23 protein-coding genes are annotated in these 19,543 nt (G+C 72.8%); 13 read left to right on the forward strand and 10 right to left on the reverse strand.

The genetic code is table 11. The features are described from left to right. Positions 1-262: 262 nt before the first annotated feature. Positions 263-1,507, reverse strand: coding sequence for a DUF418 domain-containing protein (locus JIW86_RS35100; RefSeq protein ID WP_257558143.1), 1,245 nt, complete (start codon positions 1,505-1,507; stop codon positions 263-265). 280 nt (positions 1,508-1,787) lie between these two features. Between JIW86_RS35100 and JIW86_RS35105 the strand changes: the two genes are divergently transcribed. From JIW86_RS35105 to JIW86_RS35125, 5 genes are all read left to right on the forward strand, one after another. Further along, on the forward strand, positions 1,788-2,828 hold the full coding sequence (locus JIW86_RS35105; RefSeq protein ID WP_257558145.1) for an NUDIX domain-containing protein: 1,041 nt from the start codon (positions 1,788-1,790) through the stop codon (positions 2,826-2,828). Positions 2,829-2,906: 78 nt separating this feature from the next. Next, positions 2,907-3,419, forward strand: a complete 513-nt coding sequence (locus JIW86_RS35110) for an SRPBCC family protein (protein ID WP_215150014.1) — start codon at positions 2,907-2,909, stop codon at positions 3,417-3,419. Positions 3,420-3,538: 119 nt separating this feature from the next. Next, positions 3,539-4,210: a GNAT family N-acetyltransferase gene (locus JIW86_RS35115; protein WP_257558157.1), complete on the forward strand. Its 672-nt coding sequence runs from the start codon at positions 3,539-3,541 to the stop codon at positions 4,208-4,210. An 87-nt stretch (positions 4,211-4,297) separates the two neighbouring features. Further along, positions 4,298-4,840: a hypothetical protein gene (locus JIW86_RS35120; protein ID WP_257558159.1), complete on the forward strand. Its 543-nt coding sequence runs from the start codon at positions 4,298-4,300 to the stop codon at positions 4,838-4,840. A 154-nt stretch (positions 4,841-4,994) separates the two neighbouring features. Further along, complete coding sequence (locus JIW86_RS35125) at positions 4,995-5,933, forward strand: class I SAM-dependent methyltransferase (protein ID WP_257558161.1); 939 nt, start codon at positions 4,995-4,997, stop codon at positions 5,931-5,933. 46 nt (positions 5,934-5,979) lie between these two features. On the opposite strand, the gene JIW86_RS35130 is transcribed toward JIW86_RS35125, so the two are convergent. After that, positions 5,980-7,467: a DEAD/DEAH box helicase gene (locus JIW86_RS35130; protein WP_416237632.1), complete on the reverse strand. Its 1,488-nt coding sequence runs from the start codon at positions 7,465-7,467 to the stop codon at positions 5,980-5,982. A gap of 70 nt (positions 7,468-7,537) precedes the next feature. Beyond that, a complete protein-coding gene (locus tag JIW86_RS35135; protein ID WP_257558165.1) occupies positions 7,538-8,032 on the reverse strand; it encodes a MarR family winged helix-turn-helix transcriptional regulator in 495 nt (164 codons plus the stop codon). A 92-nt stretch (positions 8,033-8,124) separates the two neighbouring features. Between JIW86_RS35135 and JIW86_RS35140 the strand changes: the two genes are divergently transcribed. Then, positions 8,125-8,493: an HGxxPAAW family protein gene (locus tag JIW86_RS35140; protein WP_215150002.1), complete on the forward strand. Its 369-nt coding sequence runs from the start codon at positions 8,125-8,127 to the stop codon at positions 8,491-8,493. On the opposite strand, the gene JIW86_RS35145 is transcribed toward JIW86_RS35140, so the two are convergent. Continuing rightward, complete coding sequence (locus JIW86_RS35145) at positions 8,411-9,448, reverse strand: 2-oxoglutarate and iron-dependent oxygenase domain-containing protein (protein WP_257558168.1); 1,038 nt, start codon at positions 9,446-9,448, stop codon at positions 8,411-8,413. The two genes, JIW86_RS35140 and JIW86_RS35145, sit on opposite strands and share 83 nt — an antisense overlap. A gap of 198 nt (positions 9,449-9,646) precedes the next feature. Here JIW86_RS35145 and JIW86_RS35150 point away from each other — a divergent pair, with 198 nt between their 5' ends. Both JIW86_RS35150 and JIW86_RS35155 read left to right on the forward strand, forming a co-directional pair. Further along, a complete protein-coding gene (locus JIW86_RS35150) occupies positions 9,647-9,853 on the forward strand; it encodes a cold-shock protein (RefSeq protein WP_215149998.1) in 207 nt (68 codons plus the stop codon). A 280-nt stretch (positions 9,854-10,133) separates the two neighbouring features. Further along, complete coding sequence (locus tag JIW86_RS35155; RefSeq protein WP_257558171.1) at positions 10,134-10,877, forward strand: class I SAM-dependent methyltransferase; 744 nt, start codon at positions 10,134-10,136, stop codon at positions 10,875-10,877. Between the two features lie 7 nt (positions 10,878-10,884). Here JIW86_RS35155 and JIW86_RS35160 read toward each other — a convergent pair whose 3' ends face one another. The 5 genes from JIW86_RS35160 to JIW86_RS35180 form a co-directional block, all read right to left on the reverse strand. Then, on the reverse strand, positions 10,885-11,463 hold the full coding sequence (locus tag JIW86_RS35160) for a TetR/AcrR family transcriptional regulator (protein WP_257558173.1): 579 nt from the start codon (positions 11,461-11,463) through the stop codon (positions 10,885-10,887). Further along, positions 11,460-11,813, reverse strand: a complete 354-nt coding sequence (locus JIW86_RS35165; RefSeq protein ID WP_215149992.1) for a DUF1304 domain-containing protein — start codon at positions 11,811-11,813, stop codon at positions 11,460-11,462. The genes JIW86_RS35160 and JIW86_RS35165 overlap by 4 nt, the downstream gene beginning before the upstream one ends. 101 nt (positions 11,814-11,914) lie before the next feature. Further along, entirely contained in the window at positions 11,915-12,109 is a 195-nt protein-coding gene (locus JIW86_RS35170) for a ferredoxin (RefSeq protein WP_257559557.1), read from the reverse strand. 21 nt (positions 12,110-12,130) lie between these two features. Beyond that, a complete protein-coding gene (locus JIW86_RS35175) occupies positions 12,131-13,327 on the reverse strand; it encodes a cytochrome P450 (protein WP_257558186.1) in 1,197 nt (398 codons plus the stop codon). A 130-nt stretch (positions 13,328-13,457) separates the two neighbouring features. Then, complete coding sequence (locus JIW86_RS35180; RefSeq protein WP_215149987.1) at positions 13,458-13,796, reverse strand: thioredoxin family protein; 339 nt, start codon at positions 13,794-13,796, stop codon at positions 13,458-13,460. Positions 13,797-13,903: 107 nt separating this feature from the next. Here JIW86_RS35180 and JIW86_RS35185 point away from each other — a divergent pair, with 107 nt between their 5' ends. The 5 genes from JIW86_RS35185 to JIW86_RS35205 all read left to right on the forward strand — a co-directional run bounded on the left by JIW86_RS35185 (position 13,904) and on the right by JIW86_RS35205 (position 17,999). Next, on the forward strand, positions 13,904-14,173 hold the full coding sequence (locus JIW86_RS35185) for a hypothetical protein (protein WP_257558188.1): 270 nt from the start codon (positions 13,904-13,906) through the stop codon (positions 14,171-14,173). Positions 14,174-14,244: 71 nt separating this feature from the next. After that, entirely contained in the window at positions 14,245-14,862 is a 618-nt protein-coding gene (locus JIW86_RS35190; protein WP_257558190.1) for a hypothetical protein, read from the forward strand. 152 nt (positions 14,863-15,014) lie between these two features. Next, entirely contained in the window at positions 15,015-15,371 is a 357-nt protein-coding gene (locus JIW86_RS35195; protein WP_215149980.1) for a YciI family protein, read from the forward strand. Positions 15,372-15,428: 57 nt separating this feature from the next. Continuing rightward, positions 15,429-16,661 carry an RNA polymerase sigma factor gene (locus JIW86_RS35200; RefSeq protein ID WP_257559558.1) on the forward strand — a complete coding sequence of 411 codons (1,233 nt, stop codon included), beginning with the start codon at positions 15,429-15,431 and terminating at the stop codon, positions 16,659-16,661. Positions 16,662-16,775: 114 nt separating this feature from the next. Then, positions 16,776-17,999 carry a S8 family peptidase gene (locus JIW86_RS35205; RefSeq protein WP_257558192.1) on the forward strand — a complete coding sequence of 408 codons (1,224 nt, stop codon included), beginning with the start codon at positions 16,776-16,778 and terminating at the stop codon, positions 17,997-17,999. Here the strand turns inward: JIW86_RS35205 and JIW86_RS35210 are convergent. After that, positions 17,987-19,465 carry a condensation domain-containing protein gene (locus JIW86_RS35210; RefSeq protein ID WP_257558194.1) on the reverse strand — a complete coding sequence of 493 codons (1,479 nt, stop codon included), beginning with the start codon at positions 19,463-19,465 and terminating at the stop codon, positions 17,987-17,989. The genes JIW86_RS35205 and JIW86_RS35210 overlap by 13 nt on opposite strands. Positions 19,466-19,543 lie beyond the last annotated feature (78 nt).

The following is a 19,543-nucleotide window of genomic DNA, read 5'->3' on the forward strand; positions in this document are numbered from 1 at the left end:
GCCGGTTCTGCCGACTGCGCCGACGGTGCCGATCCGGGCTCAGGCGAGACCGGCAGGCGGCCTAAGGGCCCGGCGGGCGGCGCGGGTTGGAGTGGACCAGGGCGGGCCGCCGCAGTTCCCGGACGCGGAGCGTCCGGCGGAGCGGCGGGATGCACCGTCACGCATCCGGTGGTCATGGCGAACGCGGCAAGGGTCAGGGTCAGGGCCCGGCGCATCTGCATCCGCCCACCCTGCCGCACCGCCCGCACCGGAGCCGCCCCCATCACCCGTACGGGTGCGCTCGCTTGCTCGCGCTCGCCCGTACTCCGCCGCGGGGCCGGGTCGCCAGGCGGAGGGCGTGTTCCAGGGGGCCGCGGCGGAGGGGGCTGTCGGCGCAGGCACGCTGCCAGGCCCAGGTCAGGGTCAGTGCGGCGGCGCTGAAGGCCAGCCACGCGGACCAGGACCCCGCGCCGTGGGCCGGGCCGGCCAGGACCAGGGCGTGGACCACGTACGCGCTCAGCGCCATGGCCCCGAGCACCGTGAACGGCCGCAGCAGGCGGGCGCCCAGTCGGCGGCGGGCGGCGAGGGCGCACAGGCCGATGAGCGCACAGCCCACGCCCGCGTTGCCGAGCGTCTCCGGCGGCGTCTGGCTGTACGGGTCGGCCAGGAGGAGCCAGTCCCAGGAGGTGCTGGGAATGGCGCCGTACTGCCCGCCCAGCACCTCGTGTACCGGGTCGGCGGCGGTCAGGGCCTCCGGGTGGTGGACGGCGATCGCCGCCAGGAGCCGCTCCCGGGCGCCGAACACGTGGGTGGCGAGCCAGGCGGAGCCGTAGCCCGCCACGGCCGCCGCCGTGCCCCACACCGCCATCCGCAGCGCCACCGTCCGCTCCCGGATGTCGCACAGGCGGGCGAGCGCCATCCCGGCGAGAACGTACGGGAGGTAGGTGGCCAGTGGATACGCACCGGTGAGCAGCAGCTCGCACAGCACCTCGCCCAGCCCGGCCCAGCTGGTCAGACCGGCGGCCTCGGGGACCAGGCCGCGCCCGGAGGCCTCGTGCCCGAACACCGGGCCCAGCAGGAAGGACAGCAGCGGGCCCGCCACCACCGAGACCCCCGCGACGGCGGTGAGCACCGGCGCGGAGAGTCGGGTGAAGGGTTCGGCGGCGAGGAAGTACACGGCGAAGAAGGCCAGGATGACCAGGATCCCGGGCCACAGCGAGGCCAGGAACAGGCCGAGCACGGCCAGGACGGTGCAGCGGATCAGCAGCGGACGGTAGCGCCCGCTCCAACCGGCGGGCCGCGCCGCCGGGTCGAGCCCGCGCTGGGCCAGGACCAGGGAGAAGCCGGCGAGGAGGGTGAAGAGAGCCGGGGCGCGTCCGTCGGCCGCGACGATCACGTAACCGGCGCCTTCGGGCTGGGGGCCGGGGCCGACGTGCACGGCGAACATGCCGAGGACGGCGAGGCCGCGCACCGCGTCCACTCCCGCGAGCCGGCCGGACCCTGCCGTTCCCGCCCCCGGACGGCTCACGCGCCGCACGTCACGCTGGGGCGGCGCGGGGGGCCCGTACGGGAAGCGCGTCGCATGCAGGGGTCTCCTCGGTCCGGTCCGGTGACGTGGTCGGACCGGCGGTTTTCATGCCGCCAGTCCGCTCCCGGAACGTAGCAAGGACTGCATAACCAGGTAATAAGGAGGTATAGGGGCGGCAAAGCGGAGGCAGTTCGTCCAAGGGCGCGGTGCCGCCGTAACCAGGTGGCCGCGCCCGCTGTTGCACAGGCCGACGGGGCCACCCACGGTGAACGGAGTTCCGATGCCGCAGCTGACCGACGAGGCCGTGCCCGACAGGTCCGCGCCCGACCAGGGCGGGGCGGCCGGGACCTGGATGACCCCCGAGGAGTACGGCGCCTCGCGCGCCGCGCTGTGGACCGGAGCCGTGGTCCTCGTCACCGACACGGACGGCCGGGTCCTCGTACAGAGCGTCGACTACCGCACCGACCGGCTGCTGCCCGGCGGAGCCGTGGACGCCGGGGAGGCGCCCTCCGCCGCGGCGGCCCGCGAAGTGCGCGAGGAGCTGGGCATCGACGGCCACTACCCGCGAGGTCTCGCCGTGGACTGGATTGCCGCCGACACCCCCGGCTACCCGCCCGAGATGCGGTTCCCCGGCGAGATCCTGCACGTCTACGACGGCGGCACCTGGAGCCCGGAGCGGATCGCCGCCGTCCGGCTCCCGGCCCAGGAGATCACCGGCATCGACTTCGCCGAGCCCGCCGACCTGACCGCCCTGATGGACGCGGGCGACGCCCGCCGCACCCTGTCGGCGCTGCGCGCCCGCATCAACGGCGCGGGCCCCGCCCTCCTGGAGGGCGGCCGCCCCACCGTGCCCACCGCCCTCGACCGGCTGGGCGTGCTGCGCACCCGCCGGATCGCGCAGCACGGCGCGTGGCACGCGGGTCCGGTCCCGGCGCAGCTGCCCGTACGGGACCGCCAGGGCTGGCTGTTCGCCCCCGACGGGCGGGTCCTGCTCCTGATCGCCCGCGCCACCGGCGCGGCCCACCTCCCGCCCCCGACGGCCGCACCGACGGCCGGTGCGTTCCCGCTCGGCTACCGGTACGGCGACGACCAGGGCGCCCACGCCCGCACCGCGGCCCGCCTCACCGGCCTCCCGCCGGCCGCGGACGCGGCGTACGCCCGCCTGCTGGCAACTCCCGAGCAGGTCCGCGAACTGAGCGACTGGGGCCCGGCGGGCGTCCACGAACTCGCGGCGGTGCACACGGCCCGTACCCGCCTCTCGCTTCCCGCACCCACCCGCACCCCGCCCACGGAACTCCCGGAATCGGCGGCCCACTGGTGACCGGGCCCGCCCGGCCGCGGTCGTCGCCATGATCGGGAAATCCGGCGTCCGGCGTCCGCGGTCCCGCAGCATGGGGCCATGAGCGACAGTGCGATCACCTACACCCTGTACATCCAGGCCGATCCCGCCCGGGTCTGGCAGGCCCTCACCGAACCTGCCTTCACCCGCCGGTACTGGGGCCTGAGCTTCGAGACCGACTGGGCGGTGGGCTCGCCGATGGACTGGGTCGAGCGCGGGGCCCGTACCAGCGACCCCGAGCAGGTGGTCCTGGACTGCGTCCCGGACCGTCTGCTGTCCTACACCTGGCACACCTTTACCCCGCAGTGGGCGGCCTCGGTCGGGATCGGCGAGGAGCTGCGGGCCGAACTGGCCCAGGAGCGGCGCACGAAGGTGACCTACGAGATCGAGCCGGTCGGCGACACCCTCGCACGGCTGACCATCCTGCACGAGGGCTTCCAGCCCGGCGGCACCTTGATCGGCATGTGCGGGCGGGCCTGGCCCATGCTCGCCTCCAGCCTCAAGACCCTCCTGGAGACCGGCGCCCCGCTGCCCGAGCCGGAGGAGGAGCCCCGCGAGACCGACGGCCCCTGACCGCCGGATCCGGAGAGCCGGTCCGTGCGCCGCACCGCACCGGCTCCCACCGGCCCGCCCGAACACGCTTGCCCCGCACCTGAGATCATGTGTACCGAACATGAACCGGGAGCGCAGCCATGGCACTTGAACCCTTCCGCGTCGTCGGCACGCTGGCCGAGATCCTGGACGACGCCGCCCACGGGCGCTTCCCGCCTCCCGACGGGGGGACGACGGTCGTGCCCCAGGAGAACCGGCGCGACGCGGGAGTCATCGCCTTCACCGCCCATTCCGTGGTGTTCACCGACGAGGATCCGCAGTGGGTGCGGGCCACCCTCGCCGCCGTCGAGTGCGACGACCTCGCCGCCACCATGAACGCGCGCTTCCTCGCCGCGCTGCTGGACCGTACGGGGCGCACCACCGACACGATCGACCTGCTCACCGTCGCCGGACCGCTGCCCGGCGAACCCCCGCTGGAACTCCGCGAGATCGCCGACCCCGACCACCCCCGGGTACGGCGGGCCCTGGGCCGCCGAGACGACGTACGGGTCTGGGCGGCGGACGGAGGAGTGCTCATCCTCGGCCGGGGCGTCGCGGGCCGCTGGGAGACGGCGATCGAGGTCGACGAGGACGTCCGCCACCGGGGCCTGGGACGGGACCTGGCCCGCGCCGCCCGCCACCTGGTCCCCGACGGGCAGCCGGTCTGGTCCCAGCAGGCCACCGGCAACGCCCGCAGCGTCCGCGCCTTCCAGGCGGCCGGCTTCCGGCCGGTCGGCGCGGAGGCCCTGATGCTGGCGCCCGCCCGCCGATAGTGCCCTGACCGCACCCGCCCCGCCCGGCCCCCGCCCGAGGCCACCCTGACCGTCGGCCGTTGAAGGAGGTCGTGTGGAATGGGTGCCATGGGGAGAGGGAAGAAGAGTCCGCACGTCCGCGAAGGCGCCACGCCGCCCGAGCACTGGCGCTACGAACGCCACCTGGAGTCGCTGGCCGTGGCGCCGGGGGAGTCCGCCGAGGCCGAGGCCGTGGCCGCCGTGCTGCGCGACCCCGACCCGGTGATGGCCGAGAGCGCGGTGGTCACCCACCTGAACCGCCGGGCGGCACGGCTGCTGTCCGACGAGGGCTTCCCCGTCTGGGCCCAGGCCATGACCGCGGCGCTCGCCGGACGTGCCTTCCCCGAGCGGCGGCTGCGCGAGTGGACCCTGCTCAAAGCCATCACCCACGGCGAACCCTGGTCGGCGGCGGAGCTCACCGCCGCCTCCGACTGGTGCCAGCGCACCGCCGCCCAGTCTCTGACCTCGTACGAGGCCCTGAGCCTGCTGGCCGACGCCGCCCGCACCCGCCGGGTCCGCAACGCCGCCGCCGAACGGCTGCGCCGGCGGGCCGCCGGGAACGGCCCCGCGCCGGGGCCCGTACTGACGCGAGGCGGGTATACCCGGACGTAAGGTGGTAAAAGGGCCGATACGGGAAGGTCGGGATGCTGATTCCACGCATACCGCGCTGGACTCTCGTCACAGGCCCGTAACGGGCCTTAGGGTGCCGTTACCCGGCCGGGTGTACGTATTGAACTGCTCCCGTTTCGCTGGAGGATGACGCTCCGTGTCACATGTTTCACAGGCTCCCGTCACCACCCCCGAGGGTGAGCCGACCCCGTCCGTCCCCACCGCGTACAGCGCGGTCGAAGGCTGGTTCTCGGCATCCGACCAGGTGCTCTTCGACTGGTTCCTCACGCGTCAGGACACCGGCGACCCGCTGGCGGGGGATCTCCTGGAACTCGGTGCGTTCATGGGGAAGAGCGCCATCCTCATCGGCGGCCACCTGCGCCCCGGGGAGGAGTTCACCATCTGCGACCTCTTCGGCTCGCCCGTGACGGACGACTCGAACCTCGCCGAGACCCAGAGTTCGTACCCCACCCTCACGCGCCGCGGATTCGAGACGAACTACCTCGCCTTCCACCCGGCGCTGCCGACCATCATCCAGGCCCCGACCTCCGTGGTCGCCGACCGGGTCCGCCCCAAGAGCTGCCGCTTCGTCCACATCGACGCCTCCCACCTGTACGAGCACGTGGCGACGGACATCGAGACCTCGCGGACCGTGACGGCCCCCGGAGGGGTCGTGGCCTTCGACGACTACCGGTCCGAGCACTGCCCCGGCGTCGCGGCCGCCGTCTGGGCCGCCGTCGTCTGCGGTGAGCTGCACCCGATCTGTGTGTCGGCCTCCAAGCTCTACGCCACCTGGGACGACCCGGAGCCCCACCAGGCGGCGCTCCGGGCCTGGCTGGAGGGGCGTACGGACCTCTGGCACGGCATCGACACCGTCGCGGGACGTCCCCTGGTCCGCATAGGCGACCAGGGGGTCGTGGTGCCCACGCCGCCGCAGCTTCTGCACCCCGCGCCCCCGGCGGAACCGGCAAAGCCGGCCCCGGTCCCCGTGCGCAGGCCGGGCGCCAGGTGGCGCAGGCTCGCCAAGGACCTGCTGCCTCCCGTCGTCACCCGGGCGATCGTCGCCCGGAACAAGCGGCGCCGCGCCCACGGCTGACCGGCGTACCCGCAGGCCCCCGCATCCGGGGGCCTGCGGGTACGCGTCAGAGGCCCTTGCGCACCCGGGCGGCGCGGCGGGCCTCGGCGGTCTGCCGGGCCTCCATCGTCTTGCGGGACTCCTTGCCCTTCCCCGGGCGGCCCGGCCGGGTGCCGATCCCGCGGAAGCCGAGGTCCGAGCCCGAGGGCCTGCCCTTGGCGTCCGTGGGCGCGGATCCGGCCAGCGGCACCCCGGAAGGGGCCTTCGCGCCGGTGATCCGGCTCAGGGCCGCCTCGCCGGACCGCACCTGGGTGATGGTCGGCCGGATCCGGGCGTCCGCCATCAGCCGGACCATGTCCCGGCGCTGGTTCGGGGCGACGAGGGTGACGACCCGGCCGGACTCGCCGGCCCGGGCGGTACGGCCGCCCCGGTGCAGGTAGTCCTTGTGGTCGGCCGGCGGGTCGACGTTGACCACGAGGTCGAGGTCGTCGATGTGGATGCCGCGCGCCGCGACGTTGGTCGCCACCAGCACGGTCACGGCCCCGCTCTTGAACTGGGCCAGGGTCCGGGTGCGCTGCGGCTGCGACTTGCCGCTGTGCAGGCCCTCCGCCCGAACGCCCATGGCCCGCAGGTGCTTCACGAACTGGTCGACCCCGTGCTTGGTGTCGAGGAACATCAGCACGCGGTTGTCGCGGGCCGCGATCTCGGTGGCCGCCGAGATCTTGTCGGCCGCGTGGATGTGCAGCACGTGGTGGTCCATCGTGGTCACCGCGCCCGCCTGCGGGTCGACCGAGTGCGAGACCGGGTCCTTCAGGTACGTGCGCACCAGCTGGTCCACGTTCCGGTCCAGGGTCGCCGAGAACAGCATTCGCTGCCCCGCGTGGTGCACCTGATCCAGGATCTCGGTGACCTGCGGCATGAAGCCCATGTCGCACATCTGGTCGGCCTCGTCGAGCACGGTGATCTTCACGCGCTCCAGGTGCACGTCACGCCGTCCGACCAGGTCGCTCAGGCGCCCGGGGGTGGCCACCACGACCTCGGCGCCGGTGCGCAGCGCACTCACCTGCCGTCCGATGGACAGTCCGCCGACCACCGTGACCATCCGCAGCTTCACGGCCTCGGCGTACGGGGTCAGCGCCTCGGTCACCTGCTGCGCCAGTTCGCGCGTCGGTACGAGGACCAGTGCCAGCGGGCGCTTCGGGTCCGCCTGCTGTCCCGCCGTACGGGCCAGCAGCGCCAGGCCGAAGGCGAGGGTCTTGCCGGAGCCCGTCCGCGCGCGGCCCAGGACGTCCCGTCCGGCCAGCGCGTTCGGCAGCGTCGCGGCCTGGATGGGGAAGGGGTCCTTGACCTCCAGCCGGCCCAGGGTCGTCATCAGCTCGGCGGGCAGGTCCAGCTCGGAGAACGAGGTCACGGGCGGCAGCCCCGGCACCTTCGGCTCGTGCATCGTGAACTCACCCTGCGGCCCGGTGCTCCGGGGTGCCTTGGCGGCGGACTTGCCGCCGGGCCTGGCACCGACCTTCACACCGAAACGGCCATGAGCTGACGGGTTCCTCATGCAGGACCTTTCGAGACAGAAAACACGAGACAGAAAGAAGATGGTCAACCGCCCATGGTACCAGCGGAGGCTATGCCTCCGCGGTGTCCGGTTCCCCCGACCGCACCTGCGCGCAGTGGGTCCGGACCTCGACCGCGGCGCGCTCGAACCAATCGGCGATCACGGCGATCTCGTCGGGGGTGTAATCGGCGAACAGGGCGCCGAGCCGGTCGTAGAAGGGCTGGTAGACCGCGACGACTCGGGCGGCGGCAGCAGGCTCGGCCACTACCCGTACGCGCCGCCGGTCGGTGGGGTCGGGCTGCCGCCGCGCGTATCCGGCCCGCTCGAGGCGGTTGAGGACCCCGGTGACGGCGCCGGTGGTGAGATCCACCAGCTCGGCGAGGTCGCCGGCGGCCAGTGGGGTGTCCCCGGCGCCCAGGATGTGGCCCAGGCAGGTCAGGTCGGTGACGTTGAGGCCGAGCCGCTGCGCCACCTCCTGCTGGCCGACGATGCCCAGGGCGACGTACTGGTCCATGCGCGACATGGCCTCCGCGGCCGTGGCCGGGGGGCGGGGCTTGCCCTCCACGGACATACTCCTTAGCATCTAAGTGACTTAGCTCGTGAGATAAATGAACCTTTCTCCGAGCCTACTGCCGACCGCACGACCTGGGAGAATTCATGAGCGCCCACGGCCACGTCGACCTCGGCCACACGGTGGCGGGCTGGACCGGTACCGGTATCGCCCTGCTCGGCTTCACCGGAGCGGGCCTCGCCGTGTGCGCGGCCTGGATCCCCGGGATCTGGATCGGGCTCGCCGTCGTCGCCGCCGCCGGGATCACCACCTGGCTGCTGCACCTCGCCGGGTGGGGCAAGCCCAGCGGCCCCCGCCCCGAGACCGAATGGGACTGGCGCACCCGGGACACCACCGCCCGTGCGGGGCACGCCGACTGCCTGGGCTGCCGGGTCAGCGGACCGCGCCGAGCCGTCGCAGCAGCCCCTCGGCCTCGATCCGCCGTGTCGTTGCCCGCTGCGGATAGCAGCGCATGAACATGCGGGTGAAGTGCTCCCCGTAGTGGATCACGGTGTCGTCGCCGGGATCCGGCCGCAGGGGCCGGATCCGGGCGCCGAAGCGCGGCTCGTGGAAGTAGGCCAGCGTGTACCGCTCCCGGTCCGCGAGCCGCACCTTGTGCGGGGTGGACAGCAGGGCGCCGCCCGTCAGGAACTGCAGGATGTCCCCGGGGAACACGGTGAGCACCCCGGGTACGGGGGTCACGTACGTCCAGCCGGGGGAGTCCTGGGCGAAGCCCGCCGTGCTCTCCCCGGGGAGCCAGTTCCGCGGCCGGCGCTCCCCGGCGATGGGCGGGCGCACGAAGAGCCCGCCCACCTCGTCCTGGGCTGCGATCACGAGCAGCCCGTAGTCGGTGTGCGCGCCGATCCCGCGCTCCGTCGTCCGGGAGGCCGCCGGGAAGCGCAGCACCCGCATGTGATGCCAGCCGCCCCGCGTCAGCCCGGCCAGCCGGTCCATGCCGGCCGGTCCCGGGCCCCCTTCCAGGCCGGGGCCGAGCCCGAGCGCCACCAGGCGCAGCAGCCGCTCCCCGAGGCCGCCCACCCCGGCGAGATAGGCCTCCATGGCCGCGCGGTAGCCGGGATCGGGCCAGGGCACCGGCCCGTGGCAGGGCAGTCCGGGCCCGTCCGTCAGGTCCGGGGTGATGGTGAAGATCTCCGAAGCGTCCCGCTCGCCCGCCGTGACCTCCTCGCCCGAGGCGATGTACCCGCTGTACGAGGTGTCGTTGACGCACGCCGCCTTCTCCGCCGGAGGCCGGGCGAAGAACCGGCGGCTCGCCGCCATGGCCTCCCGCGTCCGCGCCCGCTGTCCGGCGTCGGCGGCGATCTGGAAGATCCCGTCGCGCTGCCAGGCGGCCGTCATCGCCCGGCCGAGCGCCTCGTCCGCCGCCGTTCCGGTCACCCGGTCCGGCACCTGGAATGTCGCGAATCCGCTCATGTCCGCCCCTCTCGAAGGTGTCCCTCGGCCGCCCCCGAGGGGCCGCCTCCCCCGTTTCACGGACGAGGCGGCCGGAAGTTCGATTACGCGCCACGCCACGGTTGGCCGCGTTCAGCGTGTGCTGTGCGCAACCGTTGGGCAGGATTCGAGACGGCCGCGTGTGCGGCCCGCAGTGGAACGTTGAGAAGGATCAGCCAGATGGCAACAGGCATCGTGAAGTGGTTCAACTCGGAGAAGGGCTTCGGCTTCATCCAGCAGGACGACGGAGGCCCGGACGTGTTCGTGCACTTCTCCGCCATCGAGTCCACCGGCTTCAAGTCGCTGGAGGAGAACCAGAAGGTCGAGTACAACGTCACCCAGGGCCCCAAGGGTCCGCAGGCAGAGCGGGTGGTCCCCCTCTCGTAGTGCCGCTTCACGGGCCCGGCCCGTGATGTGAGCCCCGCCGGTCCGCCCGGCGGGGCTCTCGCGCGTACCGGGCCGGCCCGGCGACCAGGGCGTGTCCATCCGCTCGAACTCGCAGGCCCGCCTGTACGGGAGCCCGGGGCGGAGTCCATATTTTTGTGGTTTCCGCCAAGCCTGACGGCCTGCCAGGTTGGGAGAGACTGCCAGCCGGAGGCAGCGGCCCGTCCCGATCGCGGGCGGCCGGGGCCGATGACATGGTGAAACACACGGGGAGGACGACGCGATGAGCGCGCAGCAGCAGTACGACGAGATCGGTGAGGCGTACGAGGGGTTCAAGGCCCTGCCCCTGGAGCAGTACGCAGTGGTGCCCGGCTTTCTGGCCCTGGTCGGGGACGTGAGCGGCAAGTCGGTGCTCGACCTGGCCTCCGGCACCGGCTTCTACAGCCGGGAGTTCAAGCGGCGCGGCGCCACGGACGTGCTCGGAATCGACATCTCCGGCGAGATGGTCGCCGTGGCGCAGAAGCTGGAGGAGCACGACCCGCTGGGCGTGCGCTACGAGGTCGGCGACGTGTCCACGCTGCGGACCTTCGAGCAGCCCTTCGACGTGGTCCTGGCGGTCCAGCTGCTCAACTACGCACCGGACATCGCCACCACGGAGCTGATGTGCCGCAACATCCACCAGAGCCTGAAGCCCGGCGCCGAGCTCTTCCTGCTCAACCAGTCGCCCGACTTCCGCTTCGACGGGCCGACCCCGGACAAGTACGGCTTCCGCAGCGAGCTCACCGGCGAGGAGGCCGAGACCGGACCGAAGGTCCGGACCACGGCGCTGCTCGACCCGTCCGTCTCGTTCGTCGCCAACCGCCCGCGCCGCGAGGTCTACGAGGACTGCCTGAAGGCGGCCGGATTCACTGAGCTGACCTGGGTCCCGGTGGAGGTGTCCGAGGCCGGCGTACGCGAGTTCGGCGCGGACCACTGGGCGGACCTCTACGCCAACCCCCCGCTGGAAATGCTGCGCTGCCGCGCCTGACGGACCCCTAGACGGCCCGGTGGAGGGCCAGCAGGAGCCGCCACAGGTGGTCCGCCAGGCCGGGCGGATCGGCCGGGATGCCGCCGTGGAGCCAGTCCGCGAGGACGCCGGTGAAGGCGGCGGCGACCGCCGAGGCGACGAGATCCGGGTTCGGGGCGCCCGCGGCAGCGCGCTCGGCGCGGGCGCGCTCGCGCAGCTCCCGGTGGAGGCGGTCGCCGAGCGGGCCCCCGCCGCCGGGGAGGAGCAAGGTGCGGTAGAGCGGCGCGCGCTCGGCGGCCCCGGCCAGGAAATCCGCCAGCGCGGCGGGGGGCCGCGCCGGGGGGAGCGCCGCCGGGCCGGTCTGCCAGGCGTGCAGGGCGTCGACCGCGGCGTGCACCACATCGGCGCAGGCGTCCACGGCGAGCGCGGTGAGGTCCTCGTAGTGCAGGTAGAACGTGGCCCGGCCGACCTTCGCCCGGCGGACCACCGCCGAGACGCTGACCTCGGCGAGCGGGCTGCCGGCGCACTCCGCGAGCAGGCTCTCGCGCAGCCGTGCCTTCGTCCTGGCCGTGCGCGGGTCCGGTGCGCGCCCGTCCTGCGGGCTCACCCGGCCAGCAGCGCCGCGCCGAGCGCGAGCGCGCCGGGCAGGGCCTGGGCGAAGAGGATCCGCCGGTTCGCGGTCGCGGCCCCGTACACCCCGGCGACGATCACGCAGACCAGGAAGAAGATCTGCGTGGCGAGCGAGTCGATCACTAGGGCCCAGACCAGGCCCGCGGCGAGGAACCCGTTGTAGAGGCCCTGGTTGGCGGCGAGCGGCGCGGTGAGAGCGGCGGTGTCCGCGTCGAATCCGGACAGTGCGCGCCCCGGCGGCCGCTGCCACAGGAACATCTCCAGCACCAGGAAGTACAGGTGCAGGGCGGCCACGAGGCCTATCAGGATCTGAGCGACCGTGTGCACGGGCCGCCTCCACTTCTTGGGGGATGCATCAGGCATCCGAGGGATGAATCCGAGGACCGTATTTCCTGGACAACTGTACAGGAAATACGGTCCTCCGTGACTCAGTCCTCCCGTACGGAGATGGCCGAGACCGGACAGGCCCGGGCGGCCTCCCGGACCAGCGCGCTCCCGGCGCCGTCCTCACGCCCCGGGAGCAGCTCGCCGAAGCCGTCGTCGTCCTGGGTGAACACCCCGGGGGCGGTCAGCGCGCACTGACCCGCGCCGATGCAGACGCCCGTGTCGATGTCGATGTGCAGACGTGCGGTCGACACGACGGATCACCAGGCCACGGGGAGTTCGACCATGCCCTGGATGGTGTCGCCGGGTTTGAAGGGGATCCGGTCCGGCTCGGCCGCCAGCCGCAGCCCGGGCAGCCGCTCGAACAGCGTGCCCAGCGCGATCTCCATCTCCGCACGGGCCAGGTTCTGGCCGAGGCACTGGTGGATGCCGAACCCGAAGGCCACGTGGTGCCGGTTGGGGCGGTGCCAGTCCAGTGCGTCCGGATCCTCGAAGGCGGAGTCGTCGCGGTTGATGACGGAGGTGGAGAAGACCACCCCGTCGTCCGCGCGGACCGTGACCCCGCCGATCTCGATGTCCTCGGTAGCCACCCGCAGCATCCCGTCCGCGATCGACAGGAACCGCATCAGTTCCTCCACGGCCGTGGACATCAGCGTCGGGTCCGCCCGCAGCTCGGCCAGCTGCTCCGGGTGGCGCAGCAGGGTGAAGGTGCCGAGCGAGATCATGTTGGCGGTGGTCTCGTGCCCCGCGATCAGCAGGATCGCGGCGAGGTCGGCCAGTTCCCCGACGCCGATCTCACCGGTCTCCAGGCGCTGCTCGATCAGCTCGTCGAGCAGGCCGTCCCCGGGCTCCCGGCGTTTGCGCCCGATCAGGTCGACGAGGTACTCGTCCAGCCGGCGGCGGGCGTCCTCCACATCGGCGGATTCCGGGCCGCGCAGCAGCCGCCGTGACTCTCCCTCGAAGAACTCGTGGTCCTCGTACGGGACTCCGAGCAGGGCGCAGATCACCATCGAGGGCACCGGCAGGGCGAAGGCGGCGACCAGCTCCGCCCGCGGGCCCGCGGCGACCATCTCGTCGATCAGCCGGTCCACGGTCTGCTGGATGCGCGGCCGCAGTGCGGCGGTCCGCTTCAGGGTGAAGGAGGGGATCAGCATCCGGCGCTGGGTGTTGTGCTCGGGGTCGTCGAACCCGAGCAGCGCGGCCCGCCGGTTCTGGAGTCCCTTGAACCGCCTGGTGGGCGTGGGGAAGCCCGCGTTGCGGCGGTCGGTGGAGAGCCGGCCGTCGGCGAGCAGGGTGCGCGCCTCGGCCAGTCCGGTGACCACCCATACGGAGCGGCCGTCGAAAAGAGTGACGCGGGAGAGCGGCCGGGCCTCCCGCAGGGGTTCGTAGGCGGCCGGCGGGTGGTAGGGGCAGGTTCGGTCCTGGGGGAAGGCAACGGTCTCTGACGTGAAGGACATGAGCACCTCGCGAGCGATGGTTCCGTTGTGCCGGACTCCATTACATGCCTGAGGCACCTATCCCACCTATGCCACTTTCGGCCAGATCACCCCAAGTTCGCCCACAGGGCCCAGTGGGCGTCCCCGGACCTCAGAGATGGGCGTCCAGGAAGGCCCGGAACTCCTCGCGGGTCATGGGACCGGCCTGGCTCGCGACCGCCTCGCCGTCCTTGACGAGCACGGCGGTCGGGGCGCCGGTCACGCCGAAACGCCTGGTCGGCCCCGGGCAGCGGGTGATGTCCGTACGGACGGCCGTGAACCGCGTCCCGTACTCCTCGGCCAGCTCGCCGACGACCGCGTCCATCGCGCGGCACGCCTCGAGGGCCTTCGGCCAGGTCCCGCAGAAGTAGGCGAGAACCGGCCCCGGCGCCATGGAGAGGATGAAGTCGAACTCCTGGTCCTCCAGTGGCTGGTGTACCCGACGTGCCATGCGTGCCGCTCCTCGCTCCCGGGCCCCCCGTGACCAGGGAGGCGGCCACCATCATCGCCGCTGCGCGCGGCGGCCGATTGTCAGTGGTGCCTGTGAAGCTGAACGGTATGGACGACAGGATGCTCCGGCGCCGGGTCTACGGCGCCGACCACGAAGACCCCGACCCCGGCCCGCGCCCCGGCCACGCCTACGGCGAACTCGTGGGCGGCCCCCTGGACGGGCTCCTCCTCGACATCACCGGCTGGAGCGCCCGGCAGCTCGCCGAAGAGGCCAGGCTGCCCACGGAGATAGGGCGCTACGGGGCGGGCGGCCGCGCCCACTACCGCCGCCGGGCGGCGGACCCCGGCCGCTGGGACTGGGTGGGGGACAGCCGCTGACCGCCGGGGCCGGTCACCACCTGCCGCCGGTGTCGGCGATCATGGAAGTTCGACGTACGAGGAATGGGGCCATGGGGAACCTGGAGATGAGCACCGGCGACATGCGGGCCGTGATCCGGCTGCTGACGGCGGTGGAGCGGACACCCGAACAGGAGCGCGTTCTCGGATTCGCGCGGGAACAGTGCGCGCGGACCGACGCCCGCTTCGAAGACCAGGGCATCAAGCTGGACGTGCCGGTCGTACAGGCACTGGAGGAACTGCTGGAAGGCAGCCCCAGTGCGGACATGGAGCCCGCCTACACCTACGCCTTCCAGTCGCTGGTCGCGGTGAACTTCTCCGACACCTACGACCTCGGCTACTGGCGGCGGCCCTCCTGGTTCTACACCGTGGACGAGGAGATGACCCGGCACGGGGTCCCGGCCGACCTCGCGCCCGCGGCCATCCTGTTCGGCGGCCCGCCGATCCGGCTCCCGCACCCGGGCGACGCCGTCCCGTGGATGGGCACGTTCCCGGCGTCCCGGGCCGCCGAGCTGGTCGAGGCGTACGAGGCGGTCCTCGACCGGCTCGACCCGGAAGTCCGCGAGACGGCGGAAGTGCTGCTGGAGCCCATGCGGGTGGAGGCCGACGAGTGGGAGGAGACGAAGAAGGCGGGCCGGACCCAGGACACCGTCTTCTTCTGGCTCCGCTGAACGGGTGAGCGGCTGAGCGGCAGAGCCCCGGTGGTGGCGGCTCCCGAAAATTCTCCGAAGAATCTTCGAGGAGCTGTCGATCCGGGCGTCTCCCGTTCGACGCAGGGGTGAGAGGCAGGGAAAGCCCCCGCCCTCCCGACCGAGGAGTCACCATGCCGCGCTTCCTGACCATGATCCGCATCAACGAGCAGGACCTGCCCCCCGAGGCCTTCCCGCCGGAGTTCGAGCAGCGCATGGGCGCCCTGCTGGAGGAGATCACCAAGGCCGGGGTCATGCTCGACACCGCCGGACTCCTGCCCACCTCCGAAGGGACCCGGCTCAGCTGGTCCGGCGGGAAGATCAGCTACACCGACGGTCCCTTCACCGAGACCAAGGAGGTCGTCGGCGGCTACTCCCTGACCCAGTGCAAGGACAAGGCCGAGGCCATCGAGTGGACCAGGCGGTTCCTGGAGATCCACCCGGCGGAGTGGAACGTCAGCGCCGAGGTCCGGGAGATCCAGGAGATGTGACCGCGCCGCGTTTGCCCTGCCTCGTCACGGCTGCTCTGATGGGTGGCCGTGACGGCAGTGAGTACGGCCCAGGCGGTCGAAGCGGTGTTCAGGATCGAGTCGGCGCGGATCATCGCCGGCGTCGCCCGTATCGTCCGGGACGTCGGCATCGCCGAGGAACTCGCCCAGGACGCCCTGGTCGCCGCGCTTGAACAGTGGCCCGAGTCCGGCGTCCCGGACCGGCCGGGCGCCTGGCTCATGGCCACCGCCAAACACCGCGCGATCGACCTCGTCCGCCGCAAGGAGACCTACGCGCGCAAGCTCGCGGAGGTCGGCCGGACCCTGGAGGACGTACCGCCGCCCGCCGGACCGGCCGAGCTCGCGGACCCTGAGCACATCGACGACGACCTGCTACGGCTGATCTTCACCGCCTGCCACCCGCTCCTGGCGACCGAGGCCCGGATCGCGCTCACCCTGCGGCTGATGGGCGGCCTGACCACCCAGGAGATCGCCCGCGCCTTCCTCGCGTCCGAGTCCGCCGTCGCCCAGCGCATCGTCCGGGCGAAACGGACCCTGGCCACGGCGGGGGTGCCCTTCGAAGTCCCGTACGGGGCCGACCGCGAGGCACGGCTCGCATCGGTCCTCGAGGTCATCTACCTCGTCTTCAACGAGGGCTACTCGGCCACCGCGGGCGAGGACCTGGTCCGCCCCGCCCTGTGCGAGGACGCGCTGCGGCTGGTCCGCGTCCTGGCGGGCCTGATGCCCAAGGAGCCCGAAGTGCACGGCCTCGCCGCGCTGCTGGAGTTCCAGGCGTCCCGGATGGCCACCCGGACCGGACCCGACGGGGAACCGGTCCTGCTCGCCGACCAGAACCGGGCCCGGTGGAACCGCATGCTCATCCACCGGGGCATCGAGGCCATGCGGCACGCGGGCAGCGGCCCCTACTCGGTACAGGCCGCCATCGCCGGCTGCCACGCGGCGGCCGTCCGCTACGAGGACACCGACTGGCCGACGATCGCCGCCCTGTACGGGCGGCTGGTCACACTGATCCCGTCCCCGGTGGTGGAGCTCAACCGGGCGGTCGCCGTCTCGATGGCGCAGGGACCGGAGGCCGCGCTCCCGCTGGTCGACGCGCTGGCGCAGGAACCGGCCCTGCGCGCCTACCACCTGCTGCCGAGCGTACGGGGAGACCTGCTGGAGCGGCTCGGCCGCCCGGCGGAGGCCCGCGCCGAGTTCGAACGGGCGGCCTCGCTCACCCGCAACGAGCGGGAACGCTCCCTGCTCCGCGGGCGCGCCGACCGGCTCCAGTGAGGTGTTGGCTGCCCGGCCGGGCTGTCCGGGACCGCACTCTTGTGCCGTCGGGCGCGGCCGGGGAATCTGGGGCGCCCCCACACCCGGTCGACGAAAGGTCCAGGTGCACCGGAGATGACCGCCACCAGACGCTTCTCGAGGCTGCTGCCGTCCGCCGTCCTGCTCGCCGCCGCCCTCCTGCCGATCGCTCCCCCCGCCTCCGCCGCCCCCGCGGGGGAGTTACAGCTCGCGGGCCCCGCCGAGAACGCGGTCCCGGACAGCTGGATCGTCGTCCTGAAGGAGTCCGCCGCCGGTACCCGAACCCTCCCCGACCTCCTGGCCAAGGCGGGCGGCGCACGGCTCGGCCACGTCTACACGAACGCGCTCCACGGCTTCTCCGCGCGCATGGACCAGGCCCGGGCGGCCAGGCTCGCCGCCGACCCGCGGGTGGCCAGGGTCCAGCAGGACACCGTGGTCACCCTCGACGCCACGGCCCCGGCCGGCCCGGCGGCCGTCCAGCCGGGCGCCCCCTGGGGACTGGACCGCATCGACCAGCGCGCGCTCCCGCTCTCCACCACCTACGCCTACCGCACCACCGCCCCCGGCGTTCGGGTGTACGTCATCGACACCGGACTGCGCACCACGCACACGCAGTTCGGCGGCCGGGCCTCCGTCGGCACCGACACCGTCGGGGACGGCCAGAACGGCAACGACTGCAACGGCCACGGCACCCACGTCGGCGGGATCGCCGCGGGTTCGGCCTACGGCGTGGCCAAGGAGGCCCGGCTGGTCGCCGCACGGGTCCTGAACTGCCAGGGATCCGCCAGTACCTCGGGGGTCATCGCGGGCGTCGACTGGGTCACCGCGAACGCGATCCGCCCCGCAGTCGCGAACATGAGCCTGGGCGGGGCCGCCAACACCGCCCTCGACGCGGCCGTCCGCGGCTCCATCCGCGCCGGGATCACCTACACCGCCGCGGCCGGCGGTTCCGCCCGGCCCGACGGAGCCTGCGCCAACTCGCCCGCCCGGCTGCCCGAGATCATCACCGTCGGCGCGAGCGACAGCCTCGACCGCCGTGCCGCCTCCTCCAACTACGGCAACTGCGTTGCCCTGTTCGCCCCCGGTGTGGCCATCCCCTCCGCCTGGAAGGACGGCGACACCGCCACGGCCGCCCTCAGCGGCACCTCGGCGGCCACCGCCCACACGTCCGGAGCCGCCGCCCTCCATCTCGCCTTCCGGCCGGGCGACACCCCCGCACAGGTCAAACAGGCCCTCGTCGCGAACGCCACGACCGGCGCCCTCCAGGGCAGCCCGCCGGTCGTGCCGAACAGGCTCCTCTACACCCTCTACCTGCCGTAGCGGACCGCCACATCGAGCGGCGTCCGCTCGGGCCGGCGCGGCGCGGTCAGCGCGACGGGCCGGCGGAAGCCGCCCGAGCGGGCGATGTCCTGGACCGTCCGGCGCAGCGCCTCCTGGAGGTCGCCCATGGTGCGGCGGGCCGCCGCGGTGTCGACGTAGAGGGAGTTCATGTGCAGCCCGTCGGCATCGCGCTGGAACCACGAACAGGCACCGTTGGCACGCGCCGACCACACGTGGGTCGAGGGCCGCCACTCGTCGTGCCGCTCGGCACCCCGGCACCTGCGCATGTCGATGTACGAGAAGAAGTTCACCGGGTACGGCCAGGAACGGGCGGCGAACTCCTCGGGGGCGAGCAGCTCCCAGGCCCGTACGAACGGCACGTCGATGTGGCCGATCATCTCGCTGAACCCGGCCCGGACCCCCGCCATGATCTGGGCGAAGTCCCGGCCGGGCGAGGCGTCGAACTCGATGGGCATGGTGTTGACGAACCAGCCCACCGAGTCCCCCCAGCCCTCCCGGCCGCGCTCGCTCACCGGCATGAACCCCCGGTAGACGCCCGGTCCGCCGGCCTCGCGCAGGCATACGGCGACGGAGGCGAGCACCCCCATGAAGGGCTTGCCGCCGACGGCCAGACAGGTCTTCTCGAAGACCTCGGTCTCGGCGGCGTCCAGCAGTGTGGAGGCCTCGTTGACGATCGGGTACATCCGGTCCGGCTCCACGCCGAGGTCGAGCGGGAAGCGGGGGAAGAACTCGCCGCCGCGCGCGATGAACTCCTTCCAGTAGTCCAGGCGTTCGTCGCGGGCGTCGATGGACAGGTAGCGGCGGCGCTGCTCGTCGGCGAAGTCGAGATAGCTGGGCGCGGCCGCCGGCAGTACGGTGTCCTCGCCGCGGCACAGGGCCTCGTACGCGGTCAGCACCTCGTGGACGACGATCGGCATCGACATGCCGTCGCACACGATGTGGTCGAAGGCCAGGTAGACCGTCGCGGAGTCCTCGCGCAGCACCGCGCCCATGACGAACAGCGGCCAGGACAGCGTGTCGATGCTCCGGGTGAACCGCTCGACGAGAAAGCCCCGCAGCGCCGCGGAGGTCTCGAAGTTCCCCACCGTCGCGGCGTCGAGGGCGAGTTCGGCCGGGTCGAAGGGCTCACAAGCCAGCTCCCCGGCCAGGCGGAGGAACGCGCACCTGAGCACCTCGTGCCGCTGCACGAAGGCCAGCAGGGCCTGCGCCAGGGCCGGTTCGTCCAGCCGCCCGGCCACCTCGAAGGTGACCGCGATCCACGATGCGACGGGGTCGTCGGCGGCCCGGCTCTCCTCGGCGACGGTGAAGTGCTTCTCCTGGTTGAAGGACGCCCTCCTGCCCGACTCGTCGTCGGGGCCGCAGGCCTCCGCGACCGCGGACCTGAGCCGCCACTCGACCACCCGGCCGGGTGCCACGTGGAGCATCTCCAGAGGAAATTGCCGCATTCCGTTCATCCCTTCGCCCCCGAGTCAACCCCGAGGCCCTAACGACCCCTGGGCCGCGAAAGTGACGAAACCATTCGC

This window comes from Streptomyces sp. NBC_00162, assembly GCF_024611995.1.
Lineage (GTDB): Bacteria > Actinomycetota > Actinomycetes > Streptomycetales > Streptomycetaceae > Streptomyces.